This is a genomic window from Pantoea sp. BJ2 (assembly GCF_040255075.1).
GTDB classification, from domain to species: domain Bacteria; phylum Pseudomonadota; class Gammaproteobacteria; order Enterobacterales; family Enterobacteriaceae; genus Pantoea; species Pantoea leporis.
Genome location: NZ_CP158292.1, coordinates 78,926 through 98,239, shown reverse-complemented (window position 1 = coordinate 98,239; position 19,314 = coordinate 78,926). Strand labels below are relative to the sequence as shown.

The window sequence follows — 19,314 nt, the reverse complement described above, 5'->3', positions numbered from 1 at the left end:
ATCAATGATCTGTTAACGCCCCAGCTCACTCAGCGATTTATCCAGCGCGCCCACCAGCCAATCGATATCCGCTTCCTGGAACGCCAACGGCGGACGCAACTTCAGCACGTTGCCGTAAGGTCCCGCCACTGACGTCAACACGCGGTGTTCGCGCAGTTTCTCGATCAAATCCAGCGCCAGCGCTTTATCCGGCGTTTTACTGGCGCGATCCTGCACCAGTTCGAAACCAATAAACAGGCCCGCACCGCGCACGTCGCCGATCGACTCGTGACGATCCATTAGTTTCTGCAGTTCACTCAACAGCCTGGCGCCCACCACGCGGCTGTGCTCCTGCAAGCCCTCTTCTTTAATTACCGTCAGCACCGCTTGCGCGGCGGCCATCGCCACCGGATTACCGCCAAAGGTGTTGAAGTAAGGAATCTCGTCACTAAATGCCGCTAGCACATCGCTTTTCGCCAGCAAACCTGAAACCGGAATGCCGTTGCCCATTGGCTTGCCGGTGGTGATCACATCAGGCACCACGCCGTGACGCGCAAAGCCCCAGAACGCATCGCCGGTACGACCAAAGCCCGGCTGCACTTCATCGGCAATGAAAATCCCGCCGTTGGCATGCACCACATCGACCGCTTTTTGCAGGAAGCCGCGCGGGTTCGGCAATACGCCATCGGATGAGAAGATCGAGTCAGCGAGGAAGCCGGCAAACTTAATGCCGTGCGCTTTCATATCGTCAATCTGCTGCTGGATTTCATTGGCAAACCACTCGCCGAGATCGGGCGCATTCACGCGATAGGCATCCGGCGGTGAAACCAGACGCGTGGTTGCCGCCAACGGCTGTCCGCTGCCGAGGGCGGGCGACACACCTGACGTGAGATCGCTGGTGCCGTGATACGCCTCCTGCGACACGATAATGCCGGTGCCGCCGCTGAAAGCCCGCGCCACGCGGATCGCCAAATCGTTGGCTTCCGAACCGGTACACATGTACATGGCGCGATCGATGGCATCTGGCGTGGTCGCCAGCAGCTCTTCGGTGTAATCGAGAATGCGTTCGTGCAGATAGCGCGTGTGAGTGTTCAGCATCTTCATCTGCTGATTCACCGCCTCAATCACCGCCGGATGGCAGTGACCAATGCTCGCCACGTTGTTGTACACATCAAGATATTTATCACCGGCGGCATCCCACACATACTGCCCTTCGCCGCGCACTAAGTGCACCGGCTTGCGGTAAAACAGGCGATACGACTCGCCCAACACTTTGCTGCGCTTGTCGGTTAGCTTGCGGGTTGCCGCATCCAGTCCGTCGGCGTGCTCAGCACGAAAACTGTTGGTATCCATGATGGTAGAACGTGTAGCCATGGTAACTCCCGTTGCGAAGGTGAAAGGGGTGCATGCGAAATCGCCGTTTGCCAATATCATGCCTGCTTTGGCGACAAATGCAACCAAATACACAAATACAACCAAATACACATGACGGCGCAATGACACTCAGGTAAGCTTAGGCCCAGGTTGAACACGCCACAGGGAAAAGTCATGCTGCAGGAAACCCGCTTACACCGCATTCGCGCGCTGCTGACCACGCAACATCAGCTCAGCACCGAGCGCATCATCAATGAGCTTGGTATCTCGCGCGAAACCGCGCGGCGCGACATTATTGAGCTGGAAGCGCAGGGATTGGCGCGGCGGGTGCATGGCGGTTTGGTCGCCGTCGATAGCCAGCCAGAGCCGCCGCTGCAGGTGCGCCGTAACGCGCAGGCGAAAGAGAAACGCGCAATTGCGGTTGCTGCCGCGCAACATCTCCAGCCCGGCCAAACGCTGTTCCTTGATGCCGGCACCACCACCACCATGCTGGCCGAACAACTGCGCACCATGTCGGGTTTAACCATCATCACTAACAGCCTGCAGGCCGCGCTGGCGCTGAGCGCAGCGGAAGAGCATGAGACGCTGAATAATCAGGTGATTTTAATTGGCGGCGTGATGATGGCAGGCGCACAGCAAACGCGCGGGGAGATGACGATTGGGGAAATTTATCGTTATCGCGCCGATGTGGTGCTGCTTTCGCCGGTCGGCATCGATGCGAAAAACGGTGCCAGCAGTTTTCATCCCCACGAAGCGGCGATTGCCCGCGCCATGGTGCAGCAGGCGAACCGCACCATTTTACTGGCGGATCACAGCAAACTCGGCGTGATGAGCCGCACCGTTTATGCTCCGGTTGCGGAAATCGATCTGCTGATCTGCGACAGCGGCGCGGCAAAACCCGGCGCGCTGACGGCACTGCAACAGGCGCTGCCGCAGGTGCAGGTGGTTTAACGCAGCCGCTGCGGATGGCTGTAAACCGTGGCGCGGCCCGGTTTACTGAAGCCGACTAGCGTGAGATTGCAACGTTCGGCCACCTCAACGGCAAGCTGTGTCGCAGCCGACACCGCGAACAGAATCTCCACGCCGCACATGGCGGATTTCTGCACCATCTCATAGCTGGCGCGACTGGAAACCAGCACCGCGCCCTGCTGCCACGGCTGCTGGCTGCGACTCCCCAGCAGTTTATCCAGCGCCACATGGCGACCAACATCTTCATAGCCGCCCTGCAATTCGCCTTGCGGTGACATCCACGCCGCCGCGTGCGTGCAGCCGGTGAGATTGCCGATCGGCTGGTAGTCGCGCAGCTGCGCCAGGCCTTTATCCAGATTGACTAAATCAAAGGTTTGGCTGAACGGCAGCGGCTGTAATGGCTTACCGATTTGATCGAGTTGCTCCACGCCACACACGCCGCAGCCGGTGCGTCCGGCCATGGCGCGGCGCTGCTCTTTCAGCGCCATAAAGCGGCGGCTGGAGAGTTCAATCTGTACTTCAATGCCATTACAGCCCGGAACCACATCGATACCGTAGATTTCATCCGGGCGCGCAATAATGCCTTCCGAGAGCGAGAAACCTATCGCAAAAGCTTCCAAATCATTGGGTGTCGCCATCATCACAACGTGCGAAATGCCGTTATAGACCAGCGCCACCGGCACTTCCTGCGCCAGCCAGTCTGTTTCCGCAAGGCTGATATCACGCCGCTGATGCACCTGCGCCTGCACCGCACCTGAGATCTTATTCACATTAATGTGACTTTCCTGCTCATTCTCTGTCACTTTTTTCGCCTCACATAACAACCTTACTAAAGTAGTGGTAATATTAGGTCGCTATTGCCGCAATATTCGTCGGGTTATTGTGACGCCCGATTCACTGCTCTGCAAAAGTAAAAATCATTCATGTTGAAAGGATAATCCATGAACGTCAGCCGAAGAAAATTCTTCAAGGTCTGTGCTGGCGGTATGGCAGGGACAACGGCAGCACTGCTTGGCTTTGCGCCAGAGGTAGCGCTGGCGGAAACGCGACAGTATAAACTGCTGCGCGCACGCGAAACCCGTAACACCTGCACTTACTGCTCAGTTGGCTGTGGCTTGTTAATGTACAGCCTCGGTGACGGCGCGAAAAACGCCAAAGAGACCATTTTCCACATCGAAGGGGATCCGGATCATCCGGTGAGCCGCGGCGCATTGTGCCCGAAAGGCGCAGGCCTGCTCGACTTCATCCACAGTGAAAGTCGCCTGCAATACCCGGAATACCGCGCGCCAGGCTCCGATAAATGGCAGCGCATTAGCTGGGACGATGCCTTTGATCGCATCGCCAGGCTAATGAAAGCGGACCGCGACGCTAACTTCGTGGCGCAAAACGCTGCGGGCGTGACGGTAAACCGTTGGCTCTCCACCGGCATGCTGTGTGCTTCCGCATCCAGCAACGAAACCGGCTATTTAACCCAGAAATTTACCCGATCGCTCGGCATGTTAGCGGTCGACAACCAGGCACGCGTTTGACACGGACCAACGGTAGCAAGTCTTGCTCCAACATTTGGTCGCGGTGCGATGACCAATCACTGGGTCGACATCCGTAATGCCAATCTGATCGTTGTGATGGGCGGGAACGCCGCTGAAGCGCATCCGGTGGGATTCCGCTGGGCGATGGAAGCCAAGATTCACAACAAAGCCAAACTGGTTGTTATCGATCCGCGCTTCACGCGCACGGCATCGGTAGCCGATTTCTATACGCCGATTCGTTCGGGTACCGACATCACTTTCCTGTCGGGCGTCCTGCTGTGGCTGCTACAAAACGACAAAATCCAGCATCAATATGTGCAGGCCTACACCAATGCCAGCCTGATCGTGCGCGAGGATTATCATTTTGAAGATGGCCTGTTCAGCGGCTACGACGAAGAGAATCGCAAATACGACAAAACCAGCTGGAACTACGAGCTGGACGCCGACGGCTTCGCCAAACGCGACACCACGCTCACGCATCCGCGCTGCGTATGGAACCTGCTGAAGCAGCACGTTAGCCGTTACACGCCAGAAATTGTTGAACGCATCTGCGGCACGCCAAAAGCGGACTTCCTGCACGTGTGTGAACTGATTGGCGAAACCAGCGCGCGCGATCGCACCACCTCGTTCCTGTATGCGCTCGGCTGGACGCAGCACTCGGTCGGTGCGCAGAACATCCGCACCATGGCGATGATTCAGCTGCTGCTCGGCAACATGGGCATGATTGGCGGCGGCATCAATGCGCTGCGCGGCCACTCGAATATTCAGGGTCTGACCGATCTCGGTTTGCTGTCGCAAAGTTTGCCGGGTTACATGACTTTGCCGTCGGAAAAACACACCGATCTGCAGAGTTATCTTGCTGCCAACACGCCGAAAGCGCTGCTGCCGGGCCAGGTAAACTACTGGAGCAACTACCCGAAATTCTTTGTCAGCCAGATGAAAGCCTTCTTCGGTGACAAAGCCCAGGCGGAAAACAGCTGGGGCTTCGACTGGTTGCCGAAGTGGGATAAAGGCTACGACGTGCTGCAGTACTTCGAGATGATGTCGCAAGGCAAGGTCAATGGCTATCTGTGCCAGGGCTTCAACCCGGTGGCGTCGTTCCCGAACAAGCGCAAAGTGATTGATTCACTGTCGAAGCTGAAGTTCCTCGTCACCATCGACCCGCTCAACACCGAAACTGCCACCTTCTGGGAGAATCACGACGAGTTTAACGATGTTGATCCGTCAAAAATTCAGACCGAAGTGTTCCGTTTGCCCTCCACCTGCTTCGCCGAAGAGAACGGTTCGATCGTTAACTCCGGCCGCTGGCTGCAGTGGCACTGGAAAGGTCAGGATGCACCGGGCGAAGCGCTCAATGACGGCGAGATTCTTTCCGGCATCTATTCACGCCTGCGCAAAATGTACGCCAGTGAAGGCGGTGCATTGCCTGAGCAAGTGCTGAACATGAGCTGGAACTACCTGACGCCAGAAAATCCGGCGCCGGAAGAAGTGGCGATGGAGAACAACGGCAAAGCGCTGGCGGATGTATACGATGACAAAGGCACGCTGCTGGTGAAAAAAGGCCAACAGCTCAGCACCTTTGCCCATCTGAAAGATGACGGCAGCACCAGCAGCGGATGCTGGATTTTCGCCGGCAGCTGGACGCCGGACGGCAACCAGATGGCGCGCCGCGACAACACCGATCCCACCGGTTTGGGCAATACGCTGAACTGGAGCTGGGCGTGGCCGCTCAACCGCCGCATTCTCTACAACCGCGCCTCGGCTGATCCGCAAGGCAATCCGTGGGATCCGAAACGTCAGATCCTGAAGTGGGATGGCAGCAAATGGGGCGGCATGGATGTGCCGGACTACAGCGCCGCCGCACCCGGCAGCGATGTCGGGCCGTTCATCATGCAGCCGGAAGGCATGGGCCGCCTGTTTGCGCTCGATAAAATGGCCGAAGGTCCGTTCCCGGAACACTACGAGCCGTTTGAAACGCCAATCGGCACCAACCCGCTGCATCCGAACGTGGTATCCAACCCGGCGGCGCGCGTGTTCAAGGACGATTTGGCGTCGATGGGCCAGGCGGAGCAGTTCCCGTATGTCGGCACCACTTATCGCCTCACCGAGCATTTCCATTACTGGACCAAACACGCGCGGCTCAATGCCATCGCGCAGCCGGAACAGTTTATTGAAATCGGCGAGAAGCTGGCCAACAAGCTCGGCATCGCGCAGGGCGACACGGTGAAAGTGAGCTCCAATCGCGGCTACATCAAAGCCAAAGCGGTGGTCACCAAGCGCATCCGTCCACTCAACGTCGACGGCAAAATCGTTGATACCATCGGCATTCCGATTCACTGGGGTTATCAGGGCGTGGCGAAAAAAGGCTTTATTGCCAACACTCTGACGCCGTTTGTCGGTGATGCCAACACGCAGACGCCAGAATTTAAGGCGTTCCTGGTCAACGTCGAGAAGGTGTAAGGAGAACGAATATGGCTTATCAATCTCAAGACATTATCCGCCGCTCCGCCACCAATGGACTCACGCCTGCCCCGCAGGCACGTAACCATCAGCAGGAAGTGGCGAAACTGATCGACGTGACCACCTGCATCGGCTGCAAAGCGTGTCAGGTGGCGTGCTCGGAGTGGAACGATATCCGCGATGAAGTGGGACATAACGTTGGGGTGTACGACAATCCTGCCGATTTGACCGCCAAATCGTGGACGGTGATGCGCTTCTCAGAAGTGGAGGAGAACGGCAAGTTAGAGTGGCTGATTCGCAAGGATGGCTGCATGCACTGCGCCGATCCCGGCTGCCTGAAAGCCTGCCCATCTGAAGGCGCGATTATTCAGTACGCCAACGGCATCGTCGATTTTCAGTCAGAACAGTGCATTGGCTGCGGCTACTGCATTGCGGGCTGTCCGTTCGATGTGCCGCGTCTGAATAAAGAGGACAACCGCGTCTATAAATGCACGCTGTGCGTCGATCGTGTCAATGTCGGTCAGGAACCGGCGTGCGTGAAAACCTGCCCGACCGGCGCGATTCACTTCGGCAGCAAAAGCGATATGCAGGCGCTGGCCGGTGAACGCGTGGCCGAGCTCAACACGCGCGGCTATGCCAACGCCGGCTTGTACGATCCGGAAGGCGTCGGCGGCACACACGTGATGTACGTGCTGCATCACGCCAACAAACCGCAGCTCTATCACGGTTTGCCGGATAATCCGAGCATCAGCCCGGCGGTAACGTTCTGGAAAGGGATCTGGAAACCGCTGGCGGCGATCGGTTTTGCCGCTACCTTTGCTGCATCCGTGTTCCACTACGTTGGCGTAGGGCCAAACCGCGTGGAAGAGGATGAGGACGAGAATCTGCACGAAAAAGAGGAGCGCGAATAATGAAAAAACGCGATCGTCTGGTGCGCTACAGCGCACCGGAACGCATCAATCACTGGATTGTGGCGTTCTGTTTTGTGCTCGCCGCGCTGAGCGGACTGGGTTTCTTTTTCCCGTCGTTTAACTGGCTGATGCACGTGCTCGGCACGCCGCAGTTGGCGCGTATCCTGCATCCGTTTGTTGGCACGGTGATGTTTGCCGCCTTTATCATCATGTTCTTACGCTATTGGAAACATAATCTGATCAATCGCGAAGACCTGGTTTGGGCGAAAAACATCCACAAAATCGTGCAAAACGAAGAGGTCGGCGATACCGGCAAATACAACTTCGGGCAGAAGTGTGTGTTCTGGGCTGCTATCATCAGCTTAGTCTTGCTGCTGGTGAGCGGAATTGTTATCTGGCGCCCGTACTTTGCCGGTGCCTTTACTATTCCGCTGATTCGCATCGCGCTAGTGGTGCATTCGGTCTCAGCTGTGGCGCTGATCGTGGTGATTATGGTGCACATTTACGCCGCCTTGTGGGTAAAAGGCACCATTACCGCCATGGTTGAGGGCTGGGTTCCGGCCGCGTGGGCGAAGAAACATCACCCACGCTGGTATCGCGAGCAGCGCCAACGCCAAACACAACAGGAAAAACGTCCCTGATGAGTATTCGCATCATCCCGCAGGACCAGCTGGAGAAAAGCGAAAAGCACACGGCGGAGCAAGTTCCGCCGTTACTTTTCCCCCGGCTGAAAAATCTGTATAGCCGCCGTGCGGCACGTTTGCGCGACCTGGCCGCGAAGAATCCGCTGGGTGATTACCTGCGCTTTGCCGCGGTGATCGCCGAGGCGCAGGAGATCGTGCTGTATGACCATCCGCTGCAGCTCGATCTGCAGCAGCGGCTGACGCAGAGCGCCGAGCAGGGCAAACCGCCGCTTGATATCCACACCTATCCGCGCGATGCGCACTGGCAGCGTTTGCTGCATTCGCTGATCGCCGAGCTGAAGCCAGAGATGAGCGGCCAGGCGCTGGCAGTGCTGGAGAATCTGGAAAAATCCTCCACTACCGAACTGGAAAATCTGGCACATGCGCTGCTGGAAGGCGATTTCGCACAGGTGAGCAGCGACAAATCGCCGTTCATCTGGGCGGCGTTGTCGATTTACTGGGCGCAGATGGCGGCATTAATTCCCGGCAAAGCGCGCGCCGAATACGGTGAGCATCGCCAGTTCTGCCCGGTATGCGCCAGCGTGCCGGTCACCAGCGTGGTGCACATGAGCGTAGGCCAGCAAGGTCTGCGCTATCTGCACTGCAATCTGTGTGAAAGCGAATGGTATGTGGTGCGCAGCAAGTGCTCCAACTGTGAACAAACCGGCGATCTGCATTACTGGTCGCTGGACAGCGAAAAAGCGGCGGTGAAAGCAGAGAGCTGCGGCGATTGCGGTACCTACCTGAAGATGTTGTATCAGGAGAAGGATCCCGCCGTGGAGCCGGTGGCCGATGATTTGGCCTCGCTGGTGCTGGATGCCCGCATGGAGCAGGAAGGATTCGCCCGCAGCAGTCTGAATCCGTTTATGTTCCCCGGCGATTAGCTTTTTCCATGTTTCTGCGGTCCGTAGCGGCGCGATTTATCGCGCATTGTGCCAGCGCGCCGCCAGGGATATGTGCGGTTTGTTATCGCGTATTTTCATTCAACACGGAGGCGCACGATGAAACTGATTGGCAGCTACACCAGCCCTTTTGTCCGCAAAATATCAGTGATATTGCTGGAAAAAGGCCTGGTTTTCGAATTCGTTAATCACTCTCCGTGGATCGATGACAGCGATGTACCGCAGTACAATCCGCTGGGCAAAGTACCGGCGCTGATTGACGACAACCAGCTCACCTGGTTCGACTCTTCGATCATCGCGCAGGTGATTGAACTGCGCGGCGATGCGCCTGCGCTGCTGCCCGATGATGCGCTGCACGCGTTGCACATCCGTCAGCTGGAAAAACTGGCCGACGGCATTAACGATGCGGCGGTGATGATCGTGCGCGAGCAGATGCGTCCTGGCGATCAGCAATCTGAAGAGGTGCTGCTGCGCAACCGTGATAAAATCCAACGCGGCCTCGATGCGCTAGAAACCGCCGCCGCCCGAGGCGAATGGCTCAATAGCGGCACGCTCAATCTGGCCGATATCGCCACCGGCTGCATGATTGGATACCTCAACTTCCGCCGCGTGCTGCCAAACTGGTGCGTAAATCGCCCGGCGCTGGTGAAGCTGGCCGAAAACCTGTTTGCGCGCGAAAGCTTTGCCCGCACCGTTCCGCCCTCTCTGTAAGTCACCCGATGAAAACCCTGTACAGCCAATTACCTGCTATCGACAGCCTGCTGCGCGATCCCGCGCTGCAGCCGCTGCTTGCCGATCACGGAACCGCCTTCGCTACGCGCCAGCTGCGCAGCATGCAGCAGGAAGCGCGCGACCACATTCAGCAGCACCAAACCTTGCCAGAGTGGCACCTGAACTGGCCGGATGAAGCGCTGCGCCGTATCCAGCAACAGCAGCAAAGTGCGCTGCGTCCGGTGTTCAATCTCACCGGCACCGTACTGCACACCAATCTTGGCCGCGCACAGCTGAGCGATCGCGCTATCGACGCGGTGGTGAATTGCCTGCGTCAGCCGGTCACGCTGGAATACGCGCTGGATGAAGCGGCGCGTGGCCACCGCGATCGTGCGGTTAGCGCGCTGCTGAGCGAGTTAACCGGCGCGGAAGCGGCCTGTATCGTTAACAACAATGCCGCCGCCGTGTTATTGATGCTGGCCGCGTTAGCGCCGGGGCGCGAAGTGATTGTCTCGCGCGGCGAGCTGGTGGAAATTGGCGGCGCCTTCCGCATTCCTGACGTGATGCGCCTGGCGGGCTGCAAACTGGTGGAAGTAGGCACCACCAACCGCACGCACCTGAAAGATTATCGCGCCGCCATCGCGGAAAACAGCGGCCTGCTGATGAAGGTGCACACCAGCAATTATCAGATTCAGGGCTTTACCCATGCGGTAACGGAAGCAGAGCTGGTTGCGCTGGGTGACGCTTATCAATTGCCGGTGATCACCGACCTTGGCAGCGGATCGCTGATCGATATGACCGAATTTGGTCTGCCGGCTGAACCGATGCCGCAGCAGCTGATCGCCGCAGGCGTCAGTCTGGTAAGTTTCTCCGGCGACAAACTGCTCGGCGGTCCGCAGGCGGGGATTATCGTCGGCAAGCAGACGCTGATTGATCAGCTCCAGTCGCATCCGCTGAAACGCGCGCTGCGCGTCGACAAAATGACGCTCGCGGCGCTGGAAGCCACGCTACAGCTCTATCGTCAGCCGGAAACGCTGCGTGAAGCCCTGCCGACGCTGCGGCTGCTCACCCGTCCAGCGCAGGATATTCAGCAACAAGCTGAACGATTGCTGCCCGCGTTACAACAGATTTATCGAGATGACTTTTCGCTGGCGATTGCGCCCTGTTCATCCCAAATCGGCAGCGGATCGCTACCGGTTGAACGCCTTCCCAGTTTCGCCCTCACCTTCACGCCACGCGATGGGCGCGGTAGCCAGCTCGTCAATTTGTCACAGCGTTGGCGCAGCTTAGCGCGCCCGGTGATTGGCCGCGTTCAGGAAGGCAAACTGTGGCTGGATCTGCGCTGCCTTGATGATGAAAGCGCGCTGATTCAGGCCTTAGCGTCATGATTATTGCCACCGCTGGACACGTCGATCACGGCAAAACCGCGCTGTTAATGGCATTAACCGGCGTGGATGCCGATCGCCTGCCGGAAGAGAAACGGCGCGGCATGACCATCGATCTCGGCTACGCGTACTGGCCGCAACCGGATGGTCGCGTGCTCGGCTTTATTGATGTGCCGGGCCACGAGAAATTTCTCGCCAATATGCTGGCGGGCATTGGCGGCATTCATCATGCGCTGCTGGTGGTGGCCTGCGACGATGGCGGGATGCCGCAAACCCGCGAACATCTGCAGTTGCTGAGCCTGGCCGGACAGCCGCCGCTCAGCGTCGCGCTGACCAAGGCCGATCGCGTGGATGAAGCGCGCATCGCGGAAGTCCAGCGGCAGGTGGCGCAGCTCACGCAGCAACTCGGCTGGCTGGCGGTGCCGCAATTTGTCATCAGCAGCCACACCCAGCAAGGCATCGACGCGCTGCGCCAGCATCTCAGCACGCTGGCGGAACCGGCCTTCGACTCTCGTTACCGTTTCCGTCTCGCTATTGATCGCGCCTTCACGCTGAAAGGCAGCGGATTGGTGGTCACCGGCACCGCGCTGTCGGGCGAAGTGAACGTCGGCGATACTCTTTGGCTTAGCAGCCTGAATCTGCCGCTGCGCGTGCGCGCGCTGCATGCGCAGAACCAATCGGTGACGCGCGCGCAGGCCGGTGAACGTATCGCATTGAATATCGTCGGCGATGTGGAAAAAGCGCAGATCGCGCGCGGCGACTGGCTGCTGTCACAGGCCAGAGCGGAAGGCACCTCGCGCTTAACCGTGGCGCTGCGCTTGCTGCAGCCGCTGAAGAGCGCGTCGCAGCCGATTCATCTCCACCACGCCGCCAGCCACGTCACTGGACGCATTACGCTGCTGGCGGATGATGTCGCGGAACTGGTGCTGAACCAACCGCTGTGGCTGGCCGAGAATGATCGGCTGATTATCCGCGACAGCAACGCACAGCACACGCTGGGCGGCGCGCGCGTGCTGCTGCTCAACAGTAAAAAGCGCGGCAAACGTCAGGCGGAGTATCTTGCCTGGCTGCAGCAGCTGGCCGCCGCACAAGATGATGACGCCAGCCTGCAGGCGCATCTGGCCTATCAACCGACAGAACGGCGTGACCTGGCGTGGGCGCGCCAGCTTACCGAGCCCGCGCTGGATGCACTGATCGAGCATGCAGCACCGGTGCAGCTTGATAACGCGCTGATGAGTGCCGCGCAGGCAGCACAATGGCGGCAAAAGCTGCTGGAATCACTGGCGCATTTTCATCAGCAGCATCCCGAGATGCCGGGCATCGGCCACGATCGTTTGCGTCGTGTGGCAATGCCGCATCAGCCTGCGGAATGGGTGTTAGCGCTGATTGATCAACTGCTGGCGCAAGGTCAGCTACAACAGCGACAAGGCTGGCTGCATCTGCCCGACTTCGAACCGCGCTTTAATCCGCAGGAAGAAGCTCTTTGGCAGCAGGTCGGCCCGCTGTTTGGCGATCAGCCGCTGTGGGTGCGCGATATCGCGCTGGCGCTGCAGCAGGATGAACAGGCGATTCGCTCGCTGCTGCTCACTGCTGCGCGGCTCGGACATATCACCGCGATCGTACGCGATCGCTACTATCGCAGCGACCAGATCCAGATCTTCGCCGATCTGATTCGGAGCCGTGCCGCGCAAGAGGGCAGCACCAGCGCCGCCGACTTCCGCAACCAGCTTGGCACCGGGCGCAAAGTGGCGATACAGATTCTGGAATTCTTCGACCGCAGCGGCTTCACCCGCCGCCGTGGTAACGATCATCTGTTGCGCGACGACCGCCTGTTTCCCGTCTCATCTGCCTAAAATCTCTCGCGTTGCCTCGCAGTTCAGCCTGTAACTGCGCTGCAACGTACATTCCCTGTTGCGCAAAAAAGTGCCAGAATGTAAGAAATACTCTTACACTGGATAACGATGATGGCACGTACCATGACGATCGATTTAGGCGATGAACTGCGCGAATTTGTTGAATCTCTGGTTGAATCCGGCGACTACCGTACGCAAAGCGAAGTGGTGCGCGACTCGCTGCGCTTGCTGCGTGAGAAGCAGGCGGAATCAAAGCTGGAAAAGCTCAGAGAGTTGGTCAGAGAGGGCTTTGAAAGCGGCCCGGGAAAAGAGTGGGATCATGAAGATTTTCTAAGACGAGCAAAAGCCAGGGTAGGCATTTATGAAAAGGACCATCACGATAAAACCGGAAGCTGATGCAGATCTAATGAAGATCTGGATTTATGGCTACTGGAATTATGGAGAGCAGTTAGCTGATGACTATAGCGCCAGATTCGCTCAGCTCTTCGACAAACTCGCCATGTTTGATTTAGGTCGTAAACGACCGGATTTAGGTCAGCAGATCTATTCGCTGCCTTTCGAACAGCATATTGTGATCTACCGCGCTGAAGTGGATGAAATTTTCATCGGGCGTATCTTGCACCACTCGCAGGACGTTAGCGCCGAGTTTTGAAAACAAAAAAGGACGATCTCTCGTCCCCTTTATTTTGTAGCATCGCCATTCATGGCGACCACGCCAATTACTGCAGCAGTGAAATATCCGCCACCTGCAGGAACAGCTGGCGCAGCTGTGCCAGCAGCGTCAGACGGTTAATACGCACCGCCTGATCGTCAGCGTTCACCATCACTTTATCGAAGAAGTTATCTACCGCTTCACGCAGCTGCGCCAGTTCAACCAGCGCATCCTGATAGCGACCTTCTGCAAAGTACGGCTGCAGCTTGTCGCCCAGCGCGGTCACGAAGGTCGCCAGTTGGATCTCTTCGTTCTCTTTCAGCAGGGAAGCCTGCACGCTGTCGTTCAGGGTTTCGGTCGATTTCGCCAGGATGTTCGACACACGTTTGTTGGCAGCAGCCAGCGTGGCGGCCGCTTCCAGCGTACGGAAGTGCGAAACCGCCTTCATGCGCGCATCGAAATCAGCCGGACGGGTTGGACGACGCGCCAGCACTGCCTGAATGGTGTCAACGCTGTGGCCCTCTTCCTGATACCAGGTACGGAAACGGCCCAGCATAAAGTCGATCACTTCATCGACCACTTTGGCGTTGCTCAGCTTGCTGCCGTACAAACGCACCGCTTCTTCGGTCAGCGTTTGCAGATCGAGCGGCAGGTTTTTCTCCACGATGATACGCAGCACGCCCAGCGCAGCACGGCGCAGTGCGAACGGATCTTTGTCGCCTTTCGGATGCTGACCGATACCGAAGATACCCGCGAGGGTGTCCATTTTGTCGGCAATCGCCACGGCGCAGGCCACAGGATTTGACGGCAGATCGTCACCGGCAAAGCGCGGCTGATACTGCTCATTCAGCGCCACCGCCACATCTTCCGCTTCGCCATCGTGGCGCGCGTAGTGCATGCCCATCACGCCCTGGGTGTCGGTGAACTCGAAGACCATGTTGGTCATCAGGTCACATTTCGACAGCAAGCCCGCGCGGGTAGCGTGGTTCACATCAGCGCCAATCTGCGCGGCAATCCAGCCAGCCAGCGCCTGAATGCGATCGGTTTTATCACGCAGCGTACCCAGCTCTTTCTGGAACAGTACGGTTTCCAGACGCGGCAGATTATCTTCCAGACGCTTTTTGCGGTCGGTGTTGAAGAAGAACTCGGCATCCGCCAGACGCGGGCGCACCACCTTCTCGTTACCGGCGATAATCTGCTGTGGATCTTTGGATTCGATGTTGGTAACGAAGATGAAATTCGGCAGCAGCTTGCCCGCCGCGTCGTACACCGGGAAGTACTTCTGGTCACCTTTCATGGTGTAAACCAGCGCTTCAGCTGGCACCGCGAGGAACTTCTCTTCGAATTTCGCCGTCAGCACCACCGGCCACTCCACCAGCGAGGTCACTTCTTCCAGCAGGCTTTCGCTCAAATCGGCGATGCCGCCAATTTTCTGCGCTGCCGCTTCCGCATCCGCTTTGATTTTGGCTTTACGCGCGGCGTAATCCGCCACCACTTTACCGCGCTCCAGCAGCAGCTGCGGATACTGATCGGCGTTGTCGATGGTGAATTCTGGCTCGCCCATAAAGCGATGACCGCGAATCACGCGATCGGATTTAATACCGAGAATCTTCGCGGGAATCAGCTCGTCACCCAGCAGCAGCGTAACGGTGTGCACCGGACGCACAAACTGCACGTCGCTCGCGCCCCAGCGCATCAGCTTAGGAATTGGCAGCTTGCTCAGCGCGGTAGCCACCATAGCGGGCAGCAGCACCTGCGCGCTTTCGCCGGTGATGGCAGCGCGATGCACCAGCCATTCACCTTTATCCGTGCTCAGACGTTCGGCCTGCGCCACAGTGATGCCGTTACCACGCGCCCAACCTTCGGCCGCTTTGGTGGCGTTGCCATCGGCATCAAACGCGGCGGCGATAGCCGGGCCACGTTTTTCAACTTCGCGATCCGGCTGCGCGGCAGCCAGCTGGGCCACTTTCAGCGCCAGACGGCGCGGAGCAGCAAACCAGCTCACTTCGCCGTGCGCCAGACCGGCGCTATCAAGTTCAGCAGTGAAATGCGCAGCAAAGGCTTCCGCCAGACTGCGCAGCGCTTTCGGAGGCAACTCTTCGGTGCCAATTTCCACCAGGAAAGTTTTATCGGTCATGGCTGCCTCTTACTTGTTTTTATTGCACATCGGGAAGCCAAGCGCCTCACGGGACGCATAATAGGCTTCCGCCACGGCTTTCGTCAGGGTGCGGATACGCAGGATATAACGCTGGCGTTCGGTAACCGAAATCGCTTTGCGGGCATCCAGCAGGTTAAAGCTGTGCGCCGCTTTCAGAATGCGCTCGTAAGCCGGCAGCGGCAGCGGTTTTTCCAGCGCCAGCAGCTGCTGCGCTTCTTTCTCATACTGCTCGAAGCAGGTGAAAAGGAAGTCAACGTCAGCGTATTCAAAGTTATAGGTCGACTGCTCCACTTCGTTCTGATGGAACACTTCGCCGTAGGTGGTTTTACCGAACGGACCGTCGCTCCACACCAGATCGTAAACGCTGTCTACGCCCTGAATGTACATCGCCAGACGCTCCAAGCCGTACGTGATCTCGCCGGTTACTGGCTTACACTCGAGGCCGCCAACCTGCTGGAAGTAAGTGAACTGCGTCACTTCCATGCCGTTCAGCCACACTTCCCAACCGAGTCCCCACGCGCCCAGCGTTGGGTTTTCCCAGTTGTCTTCGACAAAGCGAATGTCGTGGATGGTGGGATCCATACCCAGCTCTTTCAGCGACCCAAGGTACAGCTCCTGAAGGTTGTCCGGGTTGGGCTTAATCACCACCTGGAACTGGTAATAGTGCTGTAAACGGTTCGGGTTTTCACCGTAACGTCCGTCGGTCGGACGACGAGATGGCTGCACGTAAGCGGTCGCCATCGGCTCTGGGCCTAAGGCACGCAGACAGGTCATCGGGTGTGAGGTGCCGGCGCCCACTTCCATGTCCAACGGTTGGACAATGGTGCAGCCTTGACGCGCCCAGTAATCCTGCAAGGTCAGGATCAGGCCCTGAAAGGTCTTGGTATCAAACTTTTGCATGTTGAATTCGCACGCGATACGGATCGGTTAAAAAAAGAGTGCGCCAGTATACCCTTTGACCGCGGATTGTGCAGCCGGAAATCCAGGCCAGTGCGCAAGCGATTACGGCAAGGTTTAGCGGGCAAAAACAGAACAATAAGAAAATCGTATACGATTCACACTCATCGCGAGCACTCAACATAAAATTTTCATTAAAATCTTACATATCATAAGCTTGGTCGATATATCAGCAAATCCTATTACGTGATGAATATCACCTTTTTGACCCAATGGTTAAAAATAGCGCGTTGACACTCGTATAATCGTATACGAAATTGCGGTGAAACAGTTTTGCTTGAGATTTCACCATGAAGATTGCGTTGAGTTATCCCGGCATGAACGCCAGCGACCGCCCAATGGGGCCTGCGCCGCTCTCCGCCGCCGTGCTGCATGAACCGATGTTGTTCATTTCCGGCCAGGTGGCGATTGATCCCTACAGCGGCGAGATTATGGGCAACGACATCGCCAGCCAGACGCGTCAGGTGTTGAAAAACGTCGGCGATCTGCTGAGCGAAGCGAATATGACCTTCGACAACGTGGTCCGCGTCACTGTTTACCTGACCGATCTCAGCACGTTCAGCGCGATGAATGCCGCTTACAGTGAATTCTTCCGGTTCCCCTTCCCGGCGCGCGCCACCGTGGGCATTCAACTCAACCATCCTGACCTGCTGGTCGAGATGGAAGTGACGGCGATGCGCTGATGCATATTCACATCGAGAACGACGCCAGCGCACCGCGCGCACTCCATCTCTCTGTCGAGCAGCTGCAACTGCAACTCGACGCGCATCCGCCGTTGCGCAGCCACTTCACGCTGAGCGAAAACCGCGATCCGGCGCAGACCGCCGACTTTCTCGCCCGCTGCGACATTCTGTGGAGCGGACGTAAGCTGGCGCTCGATCAGTTCAGCACGCCGCGTCTGGGTTGGGTGCAGGTGATGTCCGCTGGCGTTGAGCAGTGGCTGGCGCACTGGCCGCAAGGCGTGACGCTCACCAATGCTTCTGGCGTACACGGCGATAAAGGTGCCGAGTTCATTTTGATGGCGGCGCTGATGTTCAACTTCGGCATTCCCGGTTTTCTGCAGGATCAGGCGCAGCGTGTGTGGCGTCCGACTTTTGGCGGCTGCGCACGCGGCAAAATCGTGCTGCTGCTGGGCGTGGGCGGCATTGGCGCCGCGGCGGCAACTCTGCTGACGGCGCAAGGCTATCGCGTGATTGGCGTGACGCGCAGCGGCCAGTGCGATGCCAACGTGGCGCGCTGCATCCGTATTGATGCGCTAGACGAGGTATTGCCGCAGGTGGATGTGGTGGTATCGACGCTGCCGCTGACGCCACAAACCCGCAATCTGTTCGATCGCCGCCGTCTCAATCTGCTGCCCGCACGCGCTGGCATCGTGATTGTTGGCCGCGCTGATGTATTTGATTACAGCGCGATGCGCGAAAAACTCAACGCAGGCGAACTGGCCGGCGCGGTGCTGGATGTCTATCCGCAAGAGCCGCTACCGGCCGACGACCCGCTGTGGCACACACCCGGCGTGGTGATGACACCGCACTGCAGCCTCGACGATCACAGCGCCTACCTCGCCGGTTGCCTTGACGTGTTTATCGATAACCTGGCGCGCTTCCGCCACGGACAACCGCTGCGTAATCAGGTTGATCCGGCACGAGGTTATTAAGGGTGCGCTTTTCCCCTCACCCTAACCCTCTCCCATAAATGGGAGAGGGGATGAAGAGATTTCCAGCCCGCACTATCGGCCCCCTCTCATGCTTGCGGAAGAGAGCTGGGGTGAGGGACCAGCAGCACCCAAACACCAAAGACGTTCATAAATCACAAGGTCATCGCTTTCTCATTCACCAGCATCAGGGGAACCTTATTATGAAATTTGCACGCACTGCTTTGTTAATATCTGGTCTCAGCGGCAGCTTACTGGCGGGCATCTCCAGCGCCCACGCAGCCAGCACCGATCCCATCACGCCTGCCGCCAGCGACTTCGCGGCGATGGCGCAGTGCAAAGCACTGCAAACCAAATATCCCTCGCTGAAAGGCAAAGATCTGGTCGTCGGCCTCGGCGGCTACACCAAAGGCTTTGAAGCGCCATCGGAAAAAGATCCCAGCATCATTGAAGGTCTCGATCCTTCCCTGTTCGAGCGCATCAGCAGCTGCCTCGGCGCGAAACACAGTTACCAAAGTGGCTCGTTCAACGTGCTGCTCACCTCGATCGCCAGCGGACGCGCGGATATCGGTCCGATGCTGTACGTCACCGAAGAACGCATGAAGCAGATCGCCTTCGTCGCCTCGATGCAGGTGCAGGACGGTTCGGTGCTGGCACAGGGCAATCCGAAGAAAATTAACAGCGTCGATGATCTGTGCGGCAAAACCGTCGCCGCCGCTGCGGGTTCGTACGAAGCCAACAAACTGGTGCCGGAACAAAGCGCCAAATGCAGCGCCGCCGGTAAGCCCGAAGTCAGCATGTTGATGGTGCAGAACACCGACAACAGCATTCAGGCGGTGAAAAGCGGTCGCGCGGACGTCTATCTGACCGAAGCCGGTTCCGCCGTTGCTATCGCCAAAGCGGATAAATCGCTGCAAAGCGGCTTCACCGTGGATCTGCCGATCATGGTGGGCTTCCCGATCGCCAAAGACAACGCCACGCTGCGCGCGGCGGTGCTGGACGCGATGAAGGTGATTCAGGCGAGCGGCGCACAGAAAAAACTGCTGGATTACTGGGGCCAGGGCAGCGCTGCCGAACGTCCAGTGGTTGCGCGTGGTTAATGCATAAACTCAGCCGCCTCGGTGACTAATCCGAGGCGTT

Annotated in this window: 17 protein-coding genes; 13 read left to right on the top strand and 4 right to left on the bottom strand. The window is 58.0% G+C overall.

Translation table 11 applies throughout. From position 1 onward, the window contains the following. Nucleotides 1-12: 12 nt before the first annotated feature. Nucleotides 13-1,353 (bottom strand): aspartate aminotransferase family protein, encoded by a 1,341-nt coding sequence (locus AAF463_RS00435; RefSeq protein ID WP_110867874.1) that lies wholly within the window; start codon nucleotides 1,351-1,353, stop codon nucleotides 13-15. 174 nt (nucleotides 1,354-1,527) lie between these two features. Here AAF463_RS00435 and AAF463_RS00430 point away from each other — a divergent pair, with 174 nt between their 5' ends. Further along, a complete protein-coding gene (locus AAF463_RS00430) occupies nucleotides 1,528-2,304 on the top strand; it encodes a DeoR/GlpR family DNA-binding transcription regulator (protein ID WP_350261359.1) in 777 nt (258 codons plus the stop codon). Here AAF463_RS00430 and fdhD read toward each other — a convergent pair. After that, nucleotides 2,301-3,125, bottom strand: a complete 825-nt coding sequence (gene fdhD, locus AAF463_RS00425; protein ID WP_336768757.1) for a formate dehydrogenase accessory sulfurtransferase FdhD — start codon at nucleotides 3,123-3,125, stop codon at nucleotides 2,301-2,303. The genes AAF463_RS00430 and fdhD overlap by 4 nt on opposite strands. A gap of 138 nt (nucleotides 3,126-3,263) precedes the next feature. Between fdhD and fdnG the strand changes: the two genes are divergently transcribed. From fdnG to AAF463_RS00380, 9 genes are all read left to right on the top strand, one after another. Further along, nucleotides 3,264-6,311, top strand: coding sequence for a formate dehydrogenase-N subunit alpha (gene fdnG / locus AAF463_RS00420; RefSeq protein WP_350261358.1), 3,048 nt, complete (start codon nucleotides 3,264-3,266; stop codon nucleotides 6,309-6,311). Nucleotides 6,312-6,322: 11 nt separating this feature from the next. Further along, nucleotides 6,323-7,222, top strand: a complete 900-nt coding sequence (gene fdxH, locus AAF463_RS00415) for a formate dehydrogenase subunit beta (protein WP_101763836.1) — start codon at nucleotides 6,323-6,325, stop codon at nucleotides 7,220-7,222. After that, entirely contained in the window at nucleotides 7,222-7,863 is a 642-nt protein-coding gene (fdoI, locus tag AAF463_RS00410) for a formate dehydrogenase cytochrome b556 subunit (RefSeq protein ID WP_101763837.1), read from the top strand. Before fdxH ends, fdoI begins: the two co-directional genes overlap by 1 nt. After that, complete coding sequence (gene fdhE, locus AAF463_RS00405) at nucleotides 7,863-8,789, top strand: formate dehydrogenase accessory protein FdhE (RefSeq protein WP_101763838.1); 927 nt, start codon at nucleotides 7,863-7,865, stop codon at nucleotides 8,787-8,789. Before fdoI ends, fdhE begins: the two co-directional genes overlap by 1 nt. Before the next feature lie 117 nt (nucleotides 8,790-8,906). Then, nucleotides 8,907-9,518: a glutathione S-transferase gene (locus AAF463_RS00400; RefSeq protein ID WP_350261357.1), complete on the top strand. Its 612-nt coding sequence runs from the start codon at nucleotides 8,907-8,909 to the stop codon at nucleotides 9,516-9,518. 8 nt (nucleotides 9,519-9,526) lie between these two features. After that, nucleotides 9,527-10,906, top strand: a complete 1,380-nt coding sequence (selA, locus tag AAF463_RS00395; RefSeq protein WP_350261356.1) for an L-seryl-tRNA(Sec) selenium transferase — start codon at nucleotides 9,527-9,529, stop codon at nucleotides 10,904-10,906. Continuing rightward, a complete protein-coding gene (gene selB / locus AAF463_RS00390) occupies nucleotides 10,903-12,756 on the top strand; it encodes a selenocysteine-specific translation elongation factor (RefSeq protein WP_350261355.1) in 1,854 nt (617 codons plus the stop codon). The genes selA and selB overlap by 4 nt, the downstream gene beginning before the upstream one ends. A gap of 111 nt (nucleotides 12,757-12,867) precedes the next feature. After that, on the top strand, nucleotides 12,868-13,152 hold the full coding sequence (locus AAF463_RS00385; protein WP_061719305.1) for a type II toxin-antitoxin system ParD family antitoxin: 285 nt from the start codon (nucleotides 12,868-12,870) through the stop codon (nucleotides 13,150-13,152). A gap of 10 nt (nucleotides 13,153-13,162) precedes the next feature. Continuing rightward, on the top strand, nucleotides 13,163-13,408 hold the full coding sequence (locus AAF463_RS00380) for a type II toxin-antitoxin system RelE/ParE family toxin (RefSeq protein WP_233501802.1): 246 nt from the start codon (nucleotides 13,163-13,165) through the stop codon (nucleotides 13,406-13,408). A 67-nt stretch (nucleotides 13,409-13,475) separates the two neighbouring features. On the opposite strand, the gene glyS is transcribed toward AAF463_RS00380, so the two are convergent. Both glyS and glyQ read right to left on the bottom strand, forming a co-directional pair. Continuing rightward, nucleotides 13,476-15,545 carry a glycine--tRNA ligase subunit beta gene (gene glyS / locus AAF463_RS00375; RefSeq protein WP_350261354.1) on the bottom strand — a complete coding sequence of 690 codons (2,070 nt, stop codon included), beginning with the start codon at nucleotides 15,543-15,545 and terminating at the stop codon, nucleotides 13,476-13,478. 9 nt (nucleotides 15,546-15,554) lie between these two features. Beyond that, on the bottom strand, nucleotides 15,555-16,466 hold the full coding sequence (gene glyQ / locus AAF463_RS00370; protein ID WP_008105242.1) for a glycine--tRNA ligase subunit alpha: 912 nt from the start codon (nucleotides 16,464-16,466) through the stop codon (nucleotides 15,555-15,557). A gap of 347 nt (nucleotides 16,467-16,813) precedes the next feature. On the opposite strand from glyQ, the gene AAF463_RS00365 reads away from it, so the two are divergent. The 3 genes from AAF463_RS00365 to AAF463_RS00355 all read left to right on the top strand — a co-directional run bounded on the left by AAF463_RS00365 (nucleotide 16,814) and on the right by AAF463_RS00355 (nucleotide 19,274). Further along, nucleotides 16,814-17,206 carry a RidA family protein gene (locus AAF463_RS00365; protein ID WP_101763844.1) on the top strand — a complete coding sequence of 131 codons (393 nt, stop codon included), beginning with the start codon at nucleotides 16,814-16,816 and terminating at the stop codon, nucleotides 17,204-17,206. Further along, nucleotides 17,206-18,177, top strand: a complete 972-nt coding sequence (locus AAF463_RS00360) for a D-2-hydroxyacid dehydrogenase (protein ID WP_350261353.1) — start codon at nucleotides 17,206-17,208, stop codon at nucleotides 18,175-18,177. Before AAF463_RS00365 ends, AAF463_RS00360 begins: the two co-directional genes overlap by 1 nt. A gap of 200 nt (nucleotides 18,178-18,377) precedes the next feature. Continuing rightward, nucleotides 18,378-19,274: a transporter substrate-binding domain-containing protein gene (locus AAF463_RS00355; protein ID WP_101763846.1), complete on the top strand. Its 897-nt coding sequence runs from the start codon at nucleotides 18,378-18,380 to the stop codon at nucleotides 19,272-19,274. The last annotated feature ends 40 nt before the right edge of the window (nucleotides 19,275-19,314 follow it).